This window comes from Catonella sp. (assembly GCF_057250765.1).
In genome coordinates, this window is record NZ_DBHIEC010000001.1 from 84,120 (window position 1) to 105,178 (window position 21,059).

A 21,059-nucleotide genomic window follows, 5' to 3' on the forward strand; every position below is an offset into this window, starting at 1 on the left:
CCTTTGTTCATACAACGCCGAGTTGAGACTTATTCTACTATAACTTACACGAATTGTATAGTGCTTTATTATGCTAAAGCAAATCTTCTGCTATGAAAGTTTGTTATATATCTTATTACCGGCAAACTGGATAATCTGTACGAATATAACCAAAATCAAACTTGTAATAACAAGGTAATTTATATTCCAAGCCTGATAACCGTAGCGGATGGCCACGTCACCAAGTCCTCCTGCACCAAGGGCTCCTCCCATAGCAGAGTATCCTACTACTGATATGGATGTTAAGATAATTCCAGAGATTATACCTGGGATTGCTTCCTTTATGATTACCTTGGTCACTATCTGCATATCAGTCGCTCCCATACTCTTTGCAGCCTCAATAACTCCCTTGTCTACGCTTCTCATGGCTGTTTCTATTACTCTTGCTACAAAAGGTATGGTGGCTATAGTAAGAGGCACAATTGCAGCCGTTGTTCCTATCGCCTTCCCAGCTATAAACCTTGTTATGGGTATCAGAATAACCATAAGTATGATGAAAGGAAAACTTCTAAATACATTTACAACAAAATCCAGTACACCGTACACTACCTTATTGGGCTTAAGTCCATCGCCGGCAGTTAAGGTAAGGATGCCCGCCGGTATGAAGCCTAAAATCACAGCAAACAATGTGGCAAAGAAACTCATGTAAAGTGTCTCTCCACAGGCTTTAAGTATAATATCTAACATCAGATTACCTCCCATTTCACACCCTGTTCTTTAAGGAAGGCAAAGACCTTGTCCTTCTCCTCTTCCTTTATCTGAACAGTAAGACTTCCAAGCACAGTTCCCCTAAAATCGTCAAGCCTGGCCCATATAATAGAGGCTTCCACTCCTAATTCCTTTGCCATCATAGCAATCACAGGCTTATCAGCAGTTTCATTGTCAAAGAAAATATGCATATTTATGCCGCCACTTGGAAGCATATCAAGGTTTTCTCCAAGAAATGCCTTCACATTCTTGTCAGGATTAATGAAAATATCCTCAGGCCTTCCCTCTGCCACCATCTTGCCGTCTTTAAGAAATGCTACTCTCTCACATATCTGCTTAACTACGTCCATCTGATGAGTTACAACTATGATGGTAATTCCAAGCTCTTTATTTATATGCTTAAGTAAATCAAGGATTTCCCTTGTGGTCATTGGGTCTAGGGCTGAGGTTGCCTCATCACATAGAAGTACCTTGGGATTAAGGATTAGCGCCCTTGCTATGGCTACTCTCTGTTTCTGTCCACCTGAAAGTTCTGAAGGCCTCTTATAGGTTTTATCAGAAAGACCCACGAGCTCAAGCATCTTAGTAACTCTCTCCCTAACTTCAGGAGATTTTTCCTTCTTTCCCTCAAATACCAGAGGCAGAGCCACATTTTCATACACATTTTTACGTGAAAGAAGGTTGAAGTTCTGAAATATCATGCTGACTTCTTTTCTTAGGCTGTTAATCTTTGCAGTATCAAGCTCCTCTATTTTTCTGCCAAGAACCTGTACGCTTCCCGAGCTGAATTTCTCAAGACCGTTAAGGCAGCGAAGCAAGGTAGATTTCCCTGCTCCACTATGACCTATTATGCCGTAGACTGTGCCATCTTCGATGTTGAGGCTCACATCGCTAAGCACCTTCACTTCCCCGTAGTTTTTCTCCAAATGTTCAACTGTTATCATTTTCTCTCCATCTCTCTTATATAGCATAACAATATGACAAAGCCGTCAAAATCTCGTATCAATCCGTGATACAGGATTGACGTTTCTTTGCAAGGATTGCTAAAGCTACGCTGTAGCAATCCTGTATCAATGGGTGTCAAATACTTTTGACACCCACATCATAGTAAAAAGTCGTATAGATAGGTCACACCTTCCCTACATACCCCTTCCATTTGGAATAGTATACAGTGAAAGCATAACCTATCTTCATATGTACCCGGTATGGGTTTTATTTATTTTTAGAATGCAGGGATTACTGAACCCTGATACTTCTCTTCAATAAACTTCTTTACTTCATCAGAAGTAAACGCCTTCTTAAGAGCCTGAATCTTCTCTAAGTTCTCGTTTCCGCTCTTTACTACTAAGTCATTGAAGTACTGCTTGATAGATGCTGAGTCTGTGCTTTCAAGGATGAGGGAGTCACTCTTAGGATTAAGACCTGCACCAAGCGCATAGTTACCATTGATTACCGCAGCGTCAACATCACTTAAGGTAACAGGAAGACTCGCTGCTTCAACCTCTGAGAACTTGAAGTTATGAGGGTTCTCTTCAATGCTTGTAAGGTTATAAAGGTCTTCTGTCTCTTTAAGCTTTATAAGTCCATTATCAGCTAAGAGAGCAAGTGCCCTTGACTCATTTGAACCATCATTTGGTATAGCTATAGTTGCACCATCCTTTAATTCCTTGATATCTTTTATTTTCTTTGAGTAAAGTCCCATAGGCTCAAGGTGAATCTCTGCTATTGATACAAGATTGAGCTTTCTTTCCTTGTTATCATTCTCCATATATCTGGTTGTCTGATAGTAGTTGGCATCAAGCTCACCCTCCTGAACAGCTGTATTTGGCTGAACATAGTCGTTAAACTCTACTACCTTTACCTTGTATCCTTCTTTCTCAAGGATAGGTACTATAGCACCCTTAACTATCTCCTGATGAGGAACAGGGGTTACACCGATAGATATTTCCTTATCATCGCTCTTCGCACCTCCTGCTGCTCCACAACCTACAAGTGATACTGCTAAAATTCCTGAAAGAACTAAAGCACCTAATTTTTTAACACCATTCTTCTTCATATATTTTCTCCTCTTTTCTTTTAGATTAGCCTGCCAAAATATTTGACCTGCAATTATACAGCCTTACAAATACCATTTGCACTTTGACTCCCGATTTGTATTTGCTTTCTGTGTGACTTATTCTATACTAAAAGTTTTGATATTACAAATACATTAAATCAATACTTTGTTATAGATTTTAGTTATATCAAATTCATTTTCATATACATAGTTGGCGTTTTCGTGTATAATGATGAAAATTTATTATCACACATACACTTGCTACAAGCGTTTTGCTGTTCTATTTACTATTACGTTATACAGAGTTTGGGAAAAGGAGGTAGTCAATTGGCTTATAAACTAAGTATTACACCCGGAATTGAAAGACTTACCGAAGTTTGTCTTGAGAACTCAAGAATCAATGCAGATTTATACAGGGAGCTTGACATCAAGCGTGGACTTCGTGATATAAACGGTGCCGGGGTCAGGGCAGGACTTACCAAGATATCGACCATCAACTCTTTTAAGATGGTTGATGGAGTTAAAACTCCCTGTGAAGGCGAGCTGTATTACCGCGGTATAGATATACACGAGCTTACTGACGGCTTTATAGGTGAGAAGCGCTTTGGCTTTGAAGAGATGACCTATCTCCTTCTCTACGGTAAGCTTCCTACAGAAGTAGAGCTTACTGACTTTATAAAGGAGCTTGCACATCAGAGGGCACTCCCACGCAATTTCGTAAGGGACGTTATTATGAAAGCTCCAAGCAAGGACATGATGAATACTTTGGCAAGAAGTGTGCTTACCCTTTATTCTTATGACTCTCTTGCTGACGATATTTCACTGCCAAATGTAATGCGCCAATGCCTCAACCTCATAGCAGTCTTTCCTATGCTTTCGGTGTACGGCTACCATGCACACAATCACTACAATAACGGAAAGAGCCTCTACATCCATCAGCCTGAGAAGTCACTTTCTACGGCTGAGAACATACTAAGGCTCCTTCGACCTGATAAAAAATATACCTCAATAGAGGCTACTGTACTTGACCTTGCCCTTGTACTACATATGGAGCACGGCGGTGGTAACAACTCTACCTTTACTACACATGTAGTAACATCCTCAGGAACCGATACCTACTCAGCCATAGCCGCTGCCCTAGGCTCCCTTAAAGGCCCTAAGCATGGCGGTGCAAATATCAAGGTTATGGGTATGTTTGAAGACCTAAAGAAGAATGTGAAAGACCTTAAAGACGAAGAAGAGGTCGGCTTATACCTTAGAAAGCTTCTCCACAAGGAGGCCTTTGATAAAAAGGGACTTATTTATGGTATGGGACATGCGGTTTATTCAATCTCTGACCCGAGGGCAAATATCTTCAAGGGCTATGTGGAAAGGCTTGCAAAATCTAAGGGAAATGATGCTGACTATGCTCTCTACAGTATGGTTGAAAGGCTTGCACCTAAGATAATTGGTGAGGAGAGACATATCTACAAGGGAGTAAGTGCCAATATCGACTTCTACAGCGGTCTTGTATATCATATGCTTGGTCTTCCTCCTGAGCTCTATACCCCTATCTTTGCCTGTGCAAGGATAACCGGCTGGAGTGCACACAGGCTTGAGGAGCTTATAAACACCGACAAGATAATAAGACCTGCCTATGTAAGTGTTCAGGATACTAAGCCTTACGTGCTAATGAAGGACAGGTCATGAAGCACAACTTGTGTAAATGGCATACAGACACTGGGCACATCCCAAAGAAAGAGACTGTCAATCTAACCTCTGCTTGACAGCCTCTTTTTATTATTATGCTTTGATATATTGCTTAGCTAAGCTCTACCTTAACCGCCTCATAAGGCTTAAATTCATTCTTTAGGTCATAGATGTTATGGCCTGTATATTCGCCTAAAAGACGTCCATTAATTGAGTAATAACGTACAAACTTCTTGTCAGAAACTGATGTCCAGTGCTCTTCATTCCAGGTCATATATCCATCAGGATCTGTCTTTTCTGCTTTAAGAAATACATCCACCTGTCTGCCTGCGATTAAAGTATCGATAAGCCCCTGTTCATCAAGCTCTACTGTAGTTTTATTTACAGTATCATAAACCTTCAATAATTCCATTTCTCTTCTCCTTGTATAATATTAGCTTTCCTAACAATACCTGCAAGTTCATCCAAAGGTATTATAGTAATATCTAACATGATACAACTATTTATAGCTAAAGTCAATTACATAAGTCTGTTAACCTCATCAGCTACAAACTGAACCTTAGGTCCGATTACGACCTGAACGGAAGTCTTGCTAGGTCTGATGATACCTGCAACTCCTGCTGATTTAATCTTCTTCTCATCAACTGCTGTGTAGTCCTTAACCTCAATTCTAAGTCTTGTAATACAGTTATCAACTGAAGTTACATTTTCCTTTCCGCCAAGACCTTCAAGGATTACCTTTGCAACCTCTGTAAAGTCACCATTGGCAAGAACTGCCTTCATCTCTTCAGCATTGTCTGCATCATCTTCTCTACCAGGTGTCTTAAGGTTAAATGTAACAATGGCAAATCTAAATACTGCGTAGAATACGATAGCAGCAGCTATACCTAACGGAATGATAAGCCAGGTCTTTTGTGCAAGTGGAAGCTGTGAGCTAAATATAAGGTCTGTGAGGCCTGCTGAGAATGAAAAGCCTGCTCTAAATCCAACTACCACAGTAATTACCGTAAATACACCGTAAAGGATGGCGTATATTAAGTAAAGACCCGGCGCAAGGAACATAAATGCAAATTCGAAAGGCTCTGTAACACCGCAGATAAATGCACAGATTGCCGCAGCGCTTAAGAGTGACACTGCATATTTCTTCTTCTCAGGCTTAGCTGAACGAATCATCGCAAAAGCAGCCGCTGGGAGACCAAACATCATACAAGGGAAGAAGCCTGACATATACATACCTGTAGTTCCTAGTGTACCAGTATTTCCCCAGAAGTTACCAAGGTCGTTGATACCAGCCGCATCAAACCAGAATACTGAGTTAAGTGCGTGGTGAAGTCCAAATGGAATGAGGAGACGGTTAAAGAATGCGTATATACCTGCTCCTACTGCACCAAGGCTTACTATTGACTTACCAAAGCCAATGAGTCCCCCGTATATTACAGGCCAGATAAAGAAGAGTATTCCTGATGCCACTACCGATACCATGGCTGTAACTATTGCTACCGAACGCTTTCCCGAGAAAAATGCAAGTGCATCAGGAAGTTTAGTGTTCTTAAACTTGTTGTAGCAAACTGAACCTATAATACCCGCTAAAATACCTATGAACTGGTTCTGAATCTTACCAAATGCAACATTTGCTTTGGCCTGTGTCATTATGGCAATTGCATCTGATGAAAGAAGTGTAGTCATCATAAGCCAAGATACAAGACCTGCAAGTCCTGCCGTACCGTCCTTATCATCAGCCATACCAACTGCAACACCTATAGCAAAGAGCCATGACATATTGTCAATGAGGGCTGCACCTGCTTTGATTAAAAAGAAACCTAAGATTTCAACTGTTCCTGTGATATCACCACCCTGCATAACATGTGGTGAAAGTGCGTAACCTATACCCATAAGAATTCCCGCTACAGGAAGGCAGGCAACAGGTAACATCAACGAGCGGCCTAATTTTTGCAAATACTTCATCATAATATTTGTTCCCCTTTCTTTATTAACCCAAAGAAATATTTAATTAAAAGTTCTCCTTAAGGAAGGATTCAAGTACTGTATACGCCTCATCTTCATCCTCTCCCTCTACAGTAACAACAACGCTGTTGCCCTGCTTTATCCCAAGCGCCATAACCGCCATCAGCCTTTTTAAGTTAGCTTCTTTACCACTTTCTTCATTGAGTATGGTAATTTCACTCTTAAATGAAGCCGCCTGCTTTACCAAAAGCCCTGCAGGCCTTGCGTGTATTCCTGCTTCTGCTGTGACGGTATAATTTATCTTCTTCATATTCTCCTCCTTCCTTATAAATTTCTTACTGCTTTTCTAAGTAAAAGTACCTTTGTAGGAGATGCATAGATTATTTGGTGTATTTAATGATTGCATCACCCTTATTTACCGACGTAGGATCCGCATAAATAATCTTCTTACAATCATCAGGATTGCAAATGATAACAGGAGTTTCAAGTTTGTAGCCCGCCTGTTTTACTTTTTCAAAATCTACTACCACTAGCAAATCGCCTGCCTTAACCTCATCTCCTTCTTTTACCTTCACCTCAAAGCCCTCACCTTGAAGGTTTACGGTATCAAGACCTATATGTAAAAGTATATCTATGCCGTCTTTTGTGGTAAGTCCTATAGCGTGTAAGGTTGGAAACACTGTGGTTATGGTTCCATCTGCAGGGGAGCAAAGCTCGTTCTCCTCAGGTATAACTGCCACTCCCTTTCCTACCATTTCCTCGCTAAAGGTTACATCAGGCACATCTTTGATACTTATAAGTTTACCCTTTACAGGCGATACAAGCTCAAGTTCTTTTTTCTTAAAAAACATAAATTCTCCCTTCAGTGCAGGACACCTTATCCTGCCTTTACCATTTAATTAAATAAGTCGTTTATTCTCTTTAACTGAACCGCAAAGTATAGCTTCTCTTCCTCAGTAAAACGGCATTTGTGCTCTTTTATAACATAGTCATTTACCCTTTTAGCCATTTCCCATTCTTTGGGATAATTATCTTTTATAAAATCGAGAAGCTTTTTATCTCCCTTTTCCCTAATAGGATGTGCCATAGCAAGTCTATAGCAAAGAAGCTTAATTCCTGCCACAAAGCTCTCAACCTCTACACATTCAGTATTTAAGCAGTCAAACTCTGATGAAATGAGGCTAAGAATATCTCCCATCATCTTGGTGATTATCCAGGTATCTCTTACCTTGATGTTGAATTCTGCATTTACAAAATGTATGGCTAAGGCCGCAGCTTCATCCACAGGAAGCTTATAGCCAAGTCTTTCGTAAATAAGCGAAACAGCCTGAGTGCCTATTCTGTATTCAAGTGGATAAAATCGTCTTATTTCATTTTCCATAGGAATCGGAAAAACCTGTCCCTCTTCTATCCTCCTTATGGCAAAGCTTATGTGGTCAGTAAGCGTCAGATAAATATTAGGATGAAGCTCAGTATCAAGCCTTTCTTTAGCAAAAGAAATAATCTCATTTGACACCTGGAGGTATTCTAGGGGAATTCCTGTAAGGAGATTCTTAAACCGCCTAAGGGCTTCCTCATCTTCAATAGTAAATATTTTATCTGCATCAGCTTCGTTTAAAGTATCGCCTTTTTTCTTCCCAAAGCCGATTCCCTTGCCCATGACAACTACTTCTTTGCCTTCATCATCTTTTGAGCTGACCACATTATTATTAATAATTCCTTCTATAATCACATCGTTTCTCCACTGTATAAAAGGCAAAATATGCTTTAAACATCCTGATTATAAAAAAACCCAAACTTCACAGACAAATTATCATTTGTCTGTAAAATTTGGTTTTGCCCTCTCGGTAACAATCCGTCAATATTTATAAAGCGAGTATACTATGAATTTATCTCTTTGTCAATATTTTATATTTTGACGGTTTTTCCTGAGATATTTCTACAAATTTAGCTTAATTTATTTATGTTTATATCCTGTATACATAGTTAATATAAAACAAATACAGGTTGCTATTGCCCAAAACTTATGACTTTTCATATCTCTTCCTCCTTTAGTGGTTGATTTTACTCCCTTAATTATAGCAGAGAGCTGTAGTTTTGCCAACTACAATATTCCAACCCTCTCCATAAACTTTCTTAAAAGTCCTGCATTACCATTGTACTGATAGCCGTCTATTCCACATTCGTAGGCACCTTTTACATTATTTGCCAAATCATCTATGAAAAAGCATTCCTCTGCCTTTAGGTTATAGGTGTTTAGTACATAGTCAAAAAATGCCCTGTCAGGCTTTACTTCCCTGATATCGGCAGACACTATCTTTGCATCCAAAAGCTTAAAGGCTTCTATCTTATCTTCGTATTTATGAAAAGACTCAGCAGCATTTGAACAAAGATATAACTTATATCCCTTATTTTTAAGGTCTTTCATAAGTTCAAGCATCTCTTCATTCTCAGTCTTATGCACATACCAGCTTGTAAGTACATCCTTTGCAAGCGGGTGATACCTTTCCTCCAAATCCTTTATGATTTCTTCGTATACCTCTTCCTCATCAAGCACTCCCTTATCCGCATCTGCCCAGGCACGGGTATAGACGATTTTGTATTTTAAGTAATTAATCAGCTTTACGTCCTTGGTATACATAGACAAAATAAAATCAGGTGAAAAATCCATAATTACATTGCCCATATCAAACAGCATATTTTTATACATTACATTCTCTCCTTATAATAATTGGGTGTCACCCCAAAATGTTTCTTAAATATATTGCCAAAATACCTCTGGTCTCTATATCCTACCATATAAGCCACTTCTGATACTCTGGTCTGTGGGTCTTTAAGCAGCTTACAGGCTTTTTTAAGCCTTGTGAGAGTAAGTATTTCCACAAAGGTATAGCCTGTCTCCTTTTTGAATAAATGACTTAAATAGCTTTCACTTACCTTCAAATACTCTGAGGTAGATAATATGTTTATCTCCTTCATATAGTTTTCTTTAATATACTCAATTGCTTTAATGATATTGATATGCTTCGAGTTGACTGTAAGTCTCAGTTTCTTATCTATCTCTTCCATCAGAGCAGCTTTGTCCGTCTCTTTATTTACACTACAAAGTAAAATATTATTATTTACCTTTTCTATGGCCCTTTTAAGTGCCTTATCTAACTGGACATCATCAAAAGGCTTTAAGAGGTAGTCGCTTACGCTTAAATCTATTCCTCTTTTTGCATATTCAAATTCATTAAAGGCTGTAATCATGATTGTAACAGGCATATAGGTCTCATAGACCTTTTCAATCATTTGTAAACCGTCCATTACAGGCATCCTTATGTCAGTAATAACTATGTCCGGCTTCAGCTTGGTTATAAGGCTAAGACCTTCTCCACCATTTTTTGCTTCTCCTATGACCTGACAATCATAGCTCTCCCAATCTGTAGTTATTACAAGGCCTTTTCTAACTATTTCCTCATCTTCAACAACCACAATTCTATACATTATTATCCCTTATATCCTTTTTTATCTTAATTTGAATATTGGTACAGTCATCACTTATAAGACTAAGCCCATATTCCTCACCGTAATATAGCTTTATTCTTTTATTTACATTATAAAGTCCTATGCTGTTGCTGTCTATATTATTCACTATTTTATCAAAGTCTCCCACAAAGTTGTTTCCGTTATCCTTCACATTAAATATGAGATTATCTCCTTCTTTGCGGCCTGTTATTTCGACAACTCCTTTTTCTATGATAAGCTCCATCCCATGTATAATAGCATTTTCAACGATTGGCTGAAGAAGTAGCTTTGGAATATGATAGTCATACATATCCTCCGGCACATTTAGCTTGAATTCAAATCTGTCTTTATATCTCTCCATCTGAATATAGAGGTAGCTTTTTACCAGCCCCAGTTCATCTTCGACAGAGACTGTAGTTTCGTTAAAATTCATATTTGCCTTTAGTATATTGCCAAACTCAGTAACTATCTTCGCTATCTTATCCACTTTATTTAACTTTGCTTCCCACTTTATAGAGTCTAGGGTATTATACAAAAAATGCGGATTTATCTGAGACTGCAGTGCCTTAACCTCGATTTTCTCAAGCAGTTCTCTTTTTTCAATATCTTCTTTGTGGTATTTGTCTATTCTTCCAAGTAAATTATAGAAGGCATTTTCAATATTCTGTATTTCTTCTATGTCGTTACTAGTATCTGTCGGTATTGTAATCTTGTGATCCATGTCCATCACTTTTTTAGCAAGCATATTTATCGGCTCTACTATCCTGCCCGCAAGTATGCTCACGATCACAAAGGCAATCGCTAAGGTGGTCACAATGGCTGTAAGTACAGTCGCAGACACCATCTTTGTATCCGCCTTCACATATTCATTTTCCAAAAACCCCATTAAAATAACATTTTTAGTTTTATATGTAGAATAGGTATAGGTCTTCTCTATTTCCTTTTTATGTTTTTCAAAATATAAAGAATTAATCCTCACATTTTTCCCCTGAAAGTTGGTATCATTATATATCTCAGAGTCATTTTCTGAGAAAACCGCAAGCTTTAACATACCTATGTAGTTTGAATCCAAGCCCTTGAATAGCCCCTCAATATATTCTCTTGAAAAGTCCACGATGATGAAGCCTACGATTTCATTTTCATCATATATTCTTCTGGTAAGTGAAAATGCATTGGTTTTCCCGTCTTCCCACATATACATATTGGGGATTAAAACATCGTCTTTTCCTTCTCTTGCGCTCTTTAGCACACCCCACTCTCCAAAACTCTCTAAATCATACATTGCAGGGATTTCATCAGTGGAGTACTTTCTTTTACCGTCTATACTTAGTATATGTACTGCAATGTATTTATACATATTCCCCAGTCCACCATAGACTTTATCTCCTAAAACTTTAGAGCCGCTATTCCCTCCATTAACCGCCTTTTTCACATCCTCGTCATCAGCTAACATGTCAAGATAACTTTTCGACTCTGCAAAGGAGTCTTCAAACAAAGTTCCGGCTATATGTAGAATCTCCTCTATATGCTTCATTCCATACATTTTACTGGAAATGCCTGAATATAAAAGAGAAAAAATCCCAAAAAGTATTATGATGATAAAGGCAAAGATTAATATCCAAACCGTTATATATCTCCTAAAACTTTTATTTGGGATTTTTTCTCTAAACATATTTGCTCCTATACTACTGATACTTTACCCTTACTTATTATGTTGAAAAGCACGAAAGAAAGCAAAGTTGCAACTGTAAGTATACTTGCAAGAGCTGCCGCTGTTCCAAAGCTGGCCCTTACTACCTCAGTATATATGGCAACTGATATGGTAGCTGTTTTACCTGTGTAAAGCATAATACTGGAACTTAATTCATTGATGGTGCTTATCCAGCTAAGAATTGCTCCACTCACTATACCAGGCATCATTATCCTTACAGTCACCTTAAAGAAAGACTTCATTGGCGTTTCTCCAAGGCTTATGGCCGCCTCTTCCACGCTGCTGTCTATCTGCTGTAATATAGCACTTGAAGACCTTACCGTATAAGGCATCTTTCTTATTATGTATGCTATTATCAAAATCAAAGGTGTTCCTGCTATGAGGATAGGTCCTTTATTGTAGGTTATAAGCAAGCTTATACCAAGCACCGCACCCGGAATAACGTATGGGAACATTACAAGTATGTCCATGATTGTTGCAGACTTTCCACGTCTCTTTGTTATTAAAAACGCAATAAGTACGCTTAAAAGTATTATAACAAAAATTGCAATAGTTGAAAATGAAAAAGTATTTACTATATTGTGTCCAAGCTTAAAGAAAATACTCTTATAGCTCTCCAGTCCAAAGCCTTCCGTAAATACAGGTCCATTTGTGTTGATAAATGAAGTCACAATAACTACAACCTGTGGTAAAAATGTTATAAACGCAAAGACAAATAAGAGTAATGACAAAGCAATTTTCTTAGTCTTAGGCAAATCCTTCTTTGAAGGCGGTCTTAGCGCGCTCATTGTATAGTTTTTACGGCTTACAATGAATTTCTGTATTAAAAGAACCGTAAGTGAGCATAACACGATGATAATACTGAGCGCACTCGCCATGCCTGCATTGCCGCCTGTTTCACTCATGTACTCTTCATAAACCATAACCGGAAGAACCTTATATCCCTCACCTATAAGCATTGGAGTACCAAAGTCCGCAAGACTTGACATAAAAACCATGATTGCTCCGGCAAAGATGGTAGGCTTTATCACCGGAAATGTAACCGTAAATAATCTTCTAAGCCTGCCGGCTCCGAGATTTTCACTGGCTTCTTCAAGTGATGAGTCTATGCTGTTTAGGGCACCTGCCACATAGAGGAAGATATATGGGTAGAGCTTCAAAGTAAATACCAGGATTATTCCCAAAAATCCATAGATGGAAGGAAAATTAATTCCCAGTACATTGAGACCCTTTGTGATTACTCCGTTTCTACCAAGTAACATAATCCAAGAATATGCACCTATAAAAGGCGGAGACATAAGTGACATTATTATCATTACATTTATTATCTTTGAGCCATATATCTTATATCTGGAAAACGCATAAGCCAGTGGCACACCGATGATTACCGCAAAAACTGTAGTAAGCACCGATACAGTGAGTGACCTCATAAGTGTACTGTAATAATATTCATACTGAAAAAATGTAGCAAAGTTCTCTAAGGTAAAATTCCCATCAGAACCAATCACACTCTTTGAGAAAAGCGTGATAAACGGATACATAAGGAATAACGCAAACAGCACAAAGATAACGATACGGCATATAAACCAAAAATCAAATTTTATCCCTTTATCCATTTAGTCTTGCCTCCCCACTTATGTCAAATATAGAGATGTTATCTGTATCAAAGGTAACTGCTACCCTTCCTTCTTCTCTTATATTCTGCGTGTTCTCAGCATATTCATGGGCTTCTATAATCTCTCCATTGTCAAGCTGTATCTCGTAGTATACATAATCACCTAAAAATGTAGACAGAATTATATTTCCCACTATTCCCCTGCTCAAATCTTCAGATATTCTTACATGTTCAGGTCTAACGGATACCTTAACCTTACTGCTATCTGACTTAAAGCTTGCATTAAATTCATAACTGCCTATTCTAAGTGCATTCTCGCCCTTTACCTCTGCTTCTAAAATATTGGATATTCCAATAAAATCCGCAACAAAGGTATTGGCAGGCTTCTGATATATTCTGCTTGGAGTATCAAGCTGCATAATATATCCCTTGTTCATAACCGCAATCCTGTCGCTGATTGCAAGAGCCTCTTCCTGATCGTGAGTTACGTAGACAGTTGTAATATTAAGCTGTCTCTGTATTTTTTTAATTACAGTACGCATCTCCACACGAAGCTTTGCGTCCAGATTGGAAAGAGGTTCATCCATAAGCAGGATTTTAGGTTTGATTACAATAGCTCTTGCAAGAGCAACTCTCTGCTGCTGGCCACCTGAGAGCTTATCAGGCATTCTGTCCTTAAGATTCTCTATGCGGACTATTTTAAGAACTTCTTCTATCTGTTTTTCTCTCTCTGCCTTTGGTATGCCTCTTAATTTGAGTCCATACTCAACATTCTCATAAATGCTAAGATGAGGGAAAATAGCATAATTCTGAAATACCATTCCTATGTCACGTTTATTTGCAGGGGTTTTATTGATAATCTTATCGTTAAAATATATATTACCCGCTTCTATGGTATTAAAGCCCGCTATCATCCTAAGGAGGGTGGTCTTGCCGCAGCCTGAAGGCCCAAGAAGTGTAAAGAATTCACCATCCTTTATGGTAAAATTCATATTATCAATGGCTGTGAAATCTCCATACTTTTTAGTTACATCTTCAATTTTAACAGTTGTACTCATGCATTTCTCCTCTTTAAAATTGCTGCCGTAAAATATCTTGTCAGACATCCTACAGCAGCTTAAATTATCTCATATAATAAAAAGCTAATTCTATTTACTTTCCAATAAGTACGTCTTTCCACTTATTAAGTATATCTTCTTTATTGGCAGATGCCCAGTCAAAGTCGTAGTCAACAAGCTTAATGTCTGATAAAGGTCCAAGTCCCTTAGGTGCTTCAACGTCATTTCTTATAGATCTTCTGCTAAGCTGGGTGCTCATAATGGACTGTGTTTCCTTGCTTAACGCAAAGTCTACGAATTTCTTCGCATTTTCAATATTCTTTGAACCCTTAATAATAGCTACACCATCAGGAACTGCAGATGTTCCTTCACTTGGATAAACCATCTTAACCGGTGAGCCTGCATTTACATACTTTATAGCTTCTTTTTCAAGTGTAAGTCCTACAGCGTATTCTCCGTCTGCAACTCCCTTATATACACCTGATGAACTTGACAAAATCTTGCCGTCAAGATTGTTATAGAATTCTTTAATAAAATCCCAGCCGTCATTCTCAGCCTTGTATGCTGTAAGCATTGTCGCAAGAATTGTATAAGCTGAACCACTCTTTGCAGGATCTGCCATCGCTATCTTGCCCTTAAATTCAGGCTTAAGTATATCCTTCCAAGACGTTATGGCATTCTCATCGGATACAAGGTTAGTGTTGTAAAGAAGAACCATTGGAAGAGGACTCTCTCCTGTCCAGGTATTGTCCTTTGCATAATACTTAGGGTCAATAGCTGATAACTCACCTGACTTGTAAGGCTCAAAGTATTGTGCATAAGCCTGTAAAGACTCAGCTCCTCCGCCCCAGAGCACATCACCTAAAGGATTGTCTTTTTCTGATTCAACTCTTTTAAGGAGTTCTCCTGTACCTGCTGCAACTATATCCACCTTAATTCCGGTCTTGTTTTCAAATTCCTGAACTAAAAGGTTGATTGTTTCTGCAGGGTGAGGTGAATATACGGTGATTGAGTTACCTGAGCCGGCACTGCCTGAAGCTGTCTGGCTACTCTTACCTGCTGAACTGCCTGAGCAAGCTGTGAGTGAAGCAACGAGTGCAAGGCTCATTAAAGATGTAAAAATTTTTTTCATTTTTCTTCCTCCGTTTGTGCATTTTTTATATTTTCAGCTTATCAAAATATTATCTATCTAACAAGTATTTAAATTTGCATTTTTGTTTAAAATTCTGCAATCTCTTGAAAATCAATATCTTTCTGATATAAATTAATTACATACATAAATCAAAGCTTTAGTAATAATATACAAGGAGGATGGAAAATGATTCAGTTTGGAACAGGCGGTTGGCGCGAAATAATAGGTGATAAGTTTACCAGAGAAAATATACATAGAGTAGCGCATGCCTTAAGTTCTATGAAGGAAGTTAAAAAAGTAGTTATAGGTTATGATAGAAGATTCTTGTCTAAGGAGGCCTGTTTTTGGTTCATAGAGGCTTTAGCAAGCCACAATATTAAATCTTTATTCATTGACGGCTCTTCACCTACCCCTCTCATTATGTTTGCTACCAAGCTAATGGGAGCAGATTTTGGAGTTGCCATAACTGCAAGTCACAATCCTGCCATTTACAATGGAATTAAGATTTTTACAGCTGATGGCAACGACGCCCCCTTAGAAACAACTGACAGATTATCAGAAATTGCAAACAACATTTCAAAGGAAGAACTAAAAAATACCAAGAATTTTTATGAAATCGAGCACAGTGATTTGTTTGAAAAAATCCATCCTTTCAATGATTATATTGATTCCATCTTAAATTCGTTAAATGTGGATGCTATAAGAAATGCCCATCTAAGGATAGCTATAGACCCTATGTATGGAGTATCTGAAAGTGCACTTATAACATTGCTTTCAAGCGTAAGATGTGAAACCACTATAATAAACGGACAGCACGACACTCTCTTTGGCGGAAGGCTGCCAAGCCCCGCTTCAGCTTCTCTCCACAGGCTTATGGACCTTGTACTACAAAAGCAGTACAACCTTGGAGTAGCTACAGACGGTGATGCCGACCGCATAGGAATAATTGATGAGCTGGGCAATTTCATCCACCCTAACACTTTACTTTGCTTACTATACTACTATCTTCTCGAGTTTAAGCATTGGAAGGGTGCTGTGGTAAGGAATATAGCAACCACTCACATGCTTGATAGAATTGCTGAAAAATATGGCGAAAAATGTATAGAAACCAATGTAGGTTTTAAGTATATATCTGAAAACATGAGAAAGTACGATGCCATAATAGGTGGAGAATCAAGCGGAGGCCTAACTGTAAAGGGACATATAGGCGGTAAAGACGGTATATATGCAGCTGCATTGCTCATTGAGATGATATGTGTGACAAAGAAGAGCATTCATACCCTTGCTAAAGAACTTGAAGAAATGTTTGGCACCTTTTATTTTAGCGAGAATGACTACAGATTCACTCCTGAAAAAAAGGCTAAATTAGTTAAGATGCTTTTTGAAGAAGAAAAAATACCTGCATACGAAAATATAGAAAAAGCTTATTATGCAGACGGGCTTAAGGTGTTATTTAAGGATGGTTCCTGGATTATAGCACGATTCTCCGGTACAGAGCCTGTTCTTAGAATATTTGCAGAAGCAGGCAGCCGTGCTAAGACAGACGAATATGTAAAAATAATGGAAGACTTGCTTGATATTAAGGAAGATGAAAAGATATAAATAAAAATAGTTTATTAGAGTTCAAAGCCCCCTATGCGAAAGTGCATAGAGGGCTTTATTCTTATTTGACAGGAAATTTCTCCGAAATTTCCTGTCAAATAAAAATCTCTCCGAGGGATCGCACTGCGGCGGATATGTAAATGTCGCTCACACGACCCGCCGCAGGCGGTGAATCCTGCGAAGCAGGATTCTTTCTTGTTATCTAATTAATAACTACTGTAAATCAAGTTTTTTCTTCATAATAACTATACTGATAACAGACATAATTGCTGTTCCGATTAGTTCGCAGCCAATTCCTAAGTATGTCAATATGGTTACTGAACCCTTGAAGAATTCTTCCATACTAAATAATGTATTTGCAAGCTCTGAGTTTGCAAGTAATACAAACGCTATCACACTAAGTACCTGAAGAATGGTTGTAATCGCCCAGTAAGCAAGGATGGAGCCTAGCACCGGATGAGCCTTCCAGTTCTGTCCTATGGATACACAGAGGAAGATGAGGGAGAAGGCATAAAACAGTGAAAGTACTGCTCCAACTCCCATAAGGAAGAGATTGTAGCCTGTTATATTAAATCTCGCTAGGAAGTTCATAGCATCACGAATACTTAAACTGTTGGAAACAAGCATCTCATTTACAAGTCTTAAGATAGGATAGCCCGTACTTATCACTGAAGTAATGAGGGTTCCAATACTTGATGACACAAGGATTGCAGCGTAAATAGCTGATTTCTTCACGGGAAGTGTATGTGTGAGGTAGCCTTCAACAGAGTACACCTTCCTGTAGAATCTTGCCGCAAAAATTATAACTATGATTATATTTACCGCAATTATAGAAAATGTATATATTAAACCAAATACTCCAAATATTCCCTGTAATACTGTTCCCTTAAATACTCCCGAATTGTACACCTGCTCAAAGACTATCGAAAGCAGGTGCATACCTAGAACGATAGTGTTAATCACCAAAAGTAATCTACCGATATTTCTAAATTCATTTTTAACTAGTTTGCCAAACATGAGAACACCTCCCTAAATAATCCGTCTATGGACTTGCCTTCTTTTTCTCTTATATTCTCTGCACTGTCATTAAGCACTATATTCCCTTCCTTGATAAATATAACATCATCTAAAATTTTTTCTATTTCTGAGATAAGGTGGGTAGCTATAATAACAGTTGCACCGGGATTTATGTTATTAAGTATTGTTCTAATGATGTAGTCTCTTGCCGCAGGATCCACACCTGCTATAGGCTCATCAAGTACATATACCTTTGCAGCCCTGCTCATAACGAGGATTAGCTGTGCCTTTTCTCTGTTTCCCTTTGATAAGAACTTAAACTTCTGATTAGGATCTATATTTAAGCTTGCAAGCATTGAATGTGCTTTTTCCCTGTCAAAGTCAGCATAAAAGTCTGCAAAAAGCTTTGTACACTCATTAAAACTCATTTCATCTCCCAGATAATCTTTGTCAGGAAGATATGAAACCACTGACTTTGTGTGTATTCCCGGTAAATCCCCATCTATTCTTAGTTCTCCTGAAGTCGGAGTGAGGAGGCCGTTTAGAAGCTTAATTAAAGTAGTTTTGCCGCTTCCGTTAGGCCCAAGGAGACCTACTATCCTTCCTTCTTCAAAGTTTAGGTTGATTTCATTAAGAGCAATCTTCCTCCCATATCTCTTTGTAAGTGATTTACATTCTATTAGATTTCCCATTTTACATTCCTTTCTCTTAAGCCTTGTATTCAGCTATTAAGCTTTGTATTTCATCCATGCTGTAGCCAAGTTCCTTCATATAGGTCATACACCTTGATATCTCACTCTCCGCCATAGCCTTCTTAGTACTCTTTATCTTCTCTACATCTTCTGTAACTGTTCTTCCTGTGCTTCTCATAGTAACTAAGAGTTCCTCTCTTTCAAGTTCACTAAGTGCCTTCTGCATAGTATTTGCATTTACTTCTGCCTCCGCAGCCAACTCCCTCACCGAGGGAATTCTATCTCCTGCCTTATACTTTTCAGTGACTATCCTACGCCTTATTTCATTCATAAGCTGAGGGTAAATAGGCAGACCTTCATCTAATGCCCATCCCATATGGTTCTCCTTTCTATTACAACTGTATTTTTGTCTTGTTGTATTATGTACTTAATACACTATCACAGTCACACATTTCTGTCAAGAGGTTTTTAATATATTTTTTCAAATCTTTCTGACAAGTGCCTACTCACTGTGTCAAACCACTAAACTCATCTTTATACTTTTATATCTGCATCATACGATGATGTGGGTAAAAAAGCATTTGACACCCATTGATACAGGATTGCTACAGCTTCTCTTTTTGCGTGTCAAAAGATAAAAAGACTTACAGTTTTTCTTCAAGTAACAAGCCAGGCTTCCCCGTGTTAAACAAAAAAAGATACCACATCATAGACATGGTATCTTTTTACTACCCGGTTATTTAATTATTTTACACAGATACAGACATCAAATGCCATCGATACCCGCTCCATAATCTTAATCAATCTCATAAAACTCTGCTCTTAAACCACCCTCTAACACTATCTTTTCATAAGGATTCTTAGGATATACAGATGCTGACATAGGTATGAGTCCACCGTCAGCAAAGACTTCAATGAAAGCTGTATCAAATATTATTTCAGTCTTATTATTAGTACAGTCTAATCTTCTTGTCCTTAATATACTATATTCTTCGCTAGCAAAAACACTATTGAAATCTTTCAATCCTGCACTTGATCTATCAAGGATAATCTCTTCCTCTGTAATCTCAACAGTCACTTCTTCACCGCCTTCATTACAAAGCCTTATCTTGCCCTCACCTTCTATCACAACTCCAAAGCACTCTGTACAAAGCCTAAAATTCTTTTCTATCTCACGTCTAGCGGTTTTATACTTATCGATGCCCTGAGGAATGGATATAAGTCTTAATCCTTCAGAAGTCTTTACCAACTCAACCTTTCTGGCTATAGTCATCTTACCTCTAAATTCCGTACTAGGCGTTTCATTTGCATAAGCCCAATTATCTGCCCAACCCATTATCACCTTTTCTTCAAGGTTCTGGAAGGTGACAGGGGCATAATTGTCTGTTCCGAAGTCAATAATTAAAGGCTCCTTGTGTTTTTCGGTGTCTACAAATGTAGAGCCATTAAAATCACCAATATAATACTGAGTTGCGTGGCTCATAAAGTGTCCACATTCTGCCAAAGGCTTACCTTTCTTATCTTCAGTAATAATCATACTTATAATAAGCACCCACTTTGTACCATCTTCTGTCTCTAAAGGGAAGCAGTCAGGGCATTCACAGATACCTCCAAGACCATTGACTCCAGCCTTAAAGGAACCGGTCTTCTTCCAATCTATCAGATTGTGGCTAAAGTAAAAATCTACCTCTTCTCCACCTGCAACAGCGAAGCTATAACCTTTCTTCACAGGATTGTAAAATACCTTAGGATCTCTGAAATCATTTTTCTCATCATTTACTACAACAGGATTCCCATAGTATTTTTCAAAATGCTCATAATCTGTGCTATAGGCTATACTCTGAACTTCCTTTCCTTCTATGGAATGGTTTGTATAAACTGCAATCAACGGCGGTTTCCCTTCACTCCCAAAGCCGGAGACATTCTCCTTATCAAATACTGTGGACCCTGAGAAAATGAAGCCAAGTTCATCAGGATAAAGTCCTATAGGCTTATGCTCCCAGTGTATCAAGTCTTTGGAGACTGCATGTCCCCAGTGCATAGGTCCCCAGTTGGCTGCATCAGGATAATGTTGGTAAAAGAGGTGATACTCACCGTTTAGATATACCATTCCATTCGGATCATTAATCCAGTTTTTTGGTGCAGTAAAATGAACTTTCGGTCTAAAATCCTTTCCCATAGATATTCCTTTCTTAAAAAAGGGTTATCAGACAAGTTTTACCTGACAACCCTTAATTATTACAATAATGATATTTTACATCAGTC

21 protein-coding genes are annotated in these 21,059 nt (G+C 38.3%); 2 read left to right on the plus strand and 19 right to left on the minus strand.

The features are described 5' to 3' along the window. Window positions 1-90: 90 nt before the first annotated feature. The 3 genes from ACO6HM_RS00360 to ACO6HM_RS00370 form a co-directional block, all read right to left on the minus strand. On the minus strand, window positions 91-726 hold the full coding sequence (locus ACO6HM_RS00360) for a methionine ABC transporter permease (protein WP_485389234.1): 636 nt from the start codon (window positions 724-726) through the stop codon (window positions 91-93). Further along, window positions 726-1,691, minus strand: coding sequence for a methionine ABC transporter ATP-binding protein (locus ACO6HM_RS00365; RefSeq protein ID WP_208429527.1), 966 nt, complete (start codon window positions 1,689-1,691; stop codon window positions 726-728). Before ACO6HM_RS00365 ends, ACO6HM_RS00360 begins: the two co-directional genes overlap by 1 nt. Window positions 1,692-1,969: 278 nt before the next feature. Beyond that, complete coding sequence (locus ACO6HM_RS00370) at window positions 1,970-2,803, minus strand: MetQ/NlpA family ABC transporter substrate-binding protein (protein ID WP_485389235.1); 834 nt, start codon at window positions 2,801-2,803, stop codon at window positions 1,970-1,972. A 327-nt stretch (window positions 2,804-3,130) separates the two neighbouring features. Between ACO6HM_RS00370 and ACO6HM_RS00375 the strand changes: the two genes are divergently transcribed. Continuing rightward, window positions 3,131-4,492, plus strand: a complete 1,362-nt coding sequence (locus tag ACO6HM_RS00375; protein WP_485389236.1) for a citrate/2-methylcitrate synthase — start codon at window positions 3,131-3,133, stop codon at window positions 4,490-4,492. Window positions 4,493-4,604: 112 nt separating this feature from the next. Here the strand turns inward: ACO6HM_RS00375 and ACO6HM_RS00380 are convergent, their stop codons facing one another. From ACO6HM_RS00380 to ACO6HM_RS00435, 12 genes are all read right to left on the minus strand, one after another. Then, the gene (locus ACO6HM_RS00380) at window positions 4,605-4,904 is read right to left on the minus strand and encodes a hypothetical protein (RefSeq protein ID WP_328706801.1); all 300 of its coding nucleotides are present in this window, start codon (window positions 4,902-4,904) and stop codon (window positions 4,605-4,607) included. 107 nt (window positions 4,905-5,011) lie between these two features. Further along, entirely contained in the window at window positions 5,012-6,460 is a 1,449-nt protein-coding gene (gene nagE, locus ACO6HM_RS00385) for an N-acetylglucosamine-specific PTS transporter subunit IIBC (RefSeq protein WP_485389237.1), read from the minus strand. 43 nt (window positions 6,461-6,503) lie between these two features. Next, complete coding sequence (locus ACO6HM_RS00390; RefSeq protein WP_485389238.1) at window positions 6,504-6,767, minus strand: HPr family phosphocarrier protein; 264 nt, start codon at window positions 6,765-6,767, stop codon at window positions 6,504-6,506. Window positions 6,768-6,837: 70 nt separating this feature from the next. Beyond that, window positions 6,838-7,308, minus strand: coding sequence for a PTS sugar transporter subunit IIA (locus tag ACO6HM_RS00395; RefSeq protein ID WP_485389239.1), 471 nt, complete (start codon window positions 7,306-7,308; stop codon window positions 6,838-6,840). A gap of 44 nt (window positions 7,309-7,352) precedes the next feature. Beyond that, window positions 7,353-8,189 carry a PRD domain-containing protein gene (locus tag ACO6HM_RS00400; RefSeq protein WP_485389240.1) on the minus strand — a complete coding sequence of 279 codons (837 nt, stop codon included), beginning with the start codon at window positions 8,187-8,189 and terminating at the stop codon, window positions 7,353-7,355. A gap of 225 nt (window positions 8,190-8,414) precedes the next feature. Continuing rightward, window positions 8,415-8,495, minus strand: a complete 81-nt coding sequence (locus ACO6HM_RS00405; RefSeq protein ID WP_408610927.1) for a DUF6219 family protein — start codon at window positions 8,493-8,495, stop codon at window positions 8,415-8,417. 66 nt (window positions 8,496-8,561) lie between these two features. Then, entirely contained in the window at window positions 8,562-9,167 is a 606-nt protein-coding gene (locus tag ACO6HM_RS00410) for an HAD family hydrolase (protein WP_485389241.1), read from the minus strand. Next, window positions 9,167-9,946 (minus strand): response regulator transcription factor, encoded by a 780-nt coding sequence (locus ACO6HM_RS00415; protein ID WP_485389242.1) that lies wholly within the window; start codon window positions 9,944-9,946, stop codon window positions 9,167-9,169. The genes ACO6HM_RS00410 and ACO6HM_RS00415 overlap by 1 nt, the downstream gene beginning before the upstream one ends. Then, window positions 9,939-11,639, minus strand: coding sequence for a cache domain-containing sensor histidine kinase (locus ACO6HM_RS00420; RefSeq protein WP_485389243.1), 1,701 nt, complete (start codon window positions 11,637-11,639; stop codon window positions 9,939-9,941). Before ACO6HM_RS00420 ends, ACO6HM_RS00415 begins: the two co-directional genes overlap by 8 nt. Before the next feature lie 8 nt (window positions 11,640-11,647). Continuing rightward, on the minus strand, window positions 11,648-13,294 hold the full coding sequence (locus ACO6HM_RS00425; protein WP_485389244.1) for an ABC transporter permease: 1,647 nt from the start codon (window positions 13,292-13,294) through the stop codon (window positions 11,648-11,650). Further along, window positions 13,287-14,351, minus strand: a complete 1,065-nt coding sequence (locus ACO6HM_RS00430) for an ABC transporter ATP-binding protein (RefSeq protein ID WP_485389245.1) — start codon at window positions 14,349-14,351, stop codon at window positions 13,287-13,289. The genes ACO6HM_RS00425 and ACO6HM_RS00430 overlap by 8 nt, the downstream gene beginning before the upstream one ends. A 94-nt stretch (window positions 14,352-14,445) precedes the next feature. Continuing rightward, entirely contained in the window at window positions 14,446-15,483 is a 1,038-nt protein-coding gene (locus tag ACO6HM_RS00435; RefSeq protein ID WP_485389246.1) for an ABC transporter substrate-binding protein, read from the minus strand. 186 nt (window positions 15,484-15,669) lie between these two features. Between ACO6HM_RS00435 and ACO6HM_RS00440 the strand changes: the two genes are divergently transcribed. Then, window positions 15,670-17,085, plus strand: coding sequence for a phosphohexomutase domain-containing protein (locus ACO6HM_RS00440; RefSeq protein ID WP_485389247.1), 1,416 nt, complete (start codon window positions 15,670-15,672; stop codon window positions 17,083-17,085). A gap of 213 nt (window positions 17,086-17,298) precedes the next feature. On the opposite strand, the gene ACO6HM_RS00445 is transcribed toward ACO6HM_RS00440, so the two are convergent. The 4 genes from ACO6HM_RS00445 to ACO6HM_RS00460 form a co-directional block, all read right to left on the minus strand. Then, complete coding sequence (locus ACO6HM_RS00445; protein WP_485389248.1) at window positions 17,299-18,102, minus strand: hypothetical protein; 804 nt, start codon at window positions 18,100-18,102, stop codon at window positions 17,299-17,301. Next, entirely contained in the window at window positions 18,087-18,794 is a 708-nt protein-coding gene (locus ACO6HM_RS00450; RefSeq protein WP_485389249.1) for an ABC transporter ATP-binding protein, read from the minus strand. Before ACO6HM_RS00450 ends, ACO6HM_RS00445 begins: the two co-directional genes overlap by 16 nt. 16 nt (window positions 18,795-18,810) lie before the next feature. After that, window positions 18,811-19,170 (minus strand): GntR family transcriptional regulator, encoded by a 360-nt coding sequence (locus ACO6HM_RS00455; RefSeq protein WP_485389250.1) that lies wholly within the window; start codon window positions 19,168-19,170, stop codon window positions 18,811-18,813. Between the two features lie 420 nt (window positions 19,171-19,590). Beyond that, window positions 19,591-20,973, minus strand: coding sequence for a glycoside hydrolase family 32 protein (locus tag ACO6HM_RS00460; RefSeq protein WP_485389251.1), 1,383 nt, complete (start codon window positions 20,971-20,973; stop codon window positions 19,591-19,593). Between the last annotated feature and the right edge of the window lie 86 nt (window positions 20,974-21,059).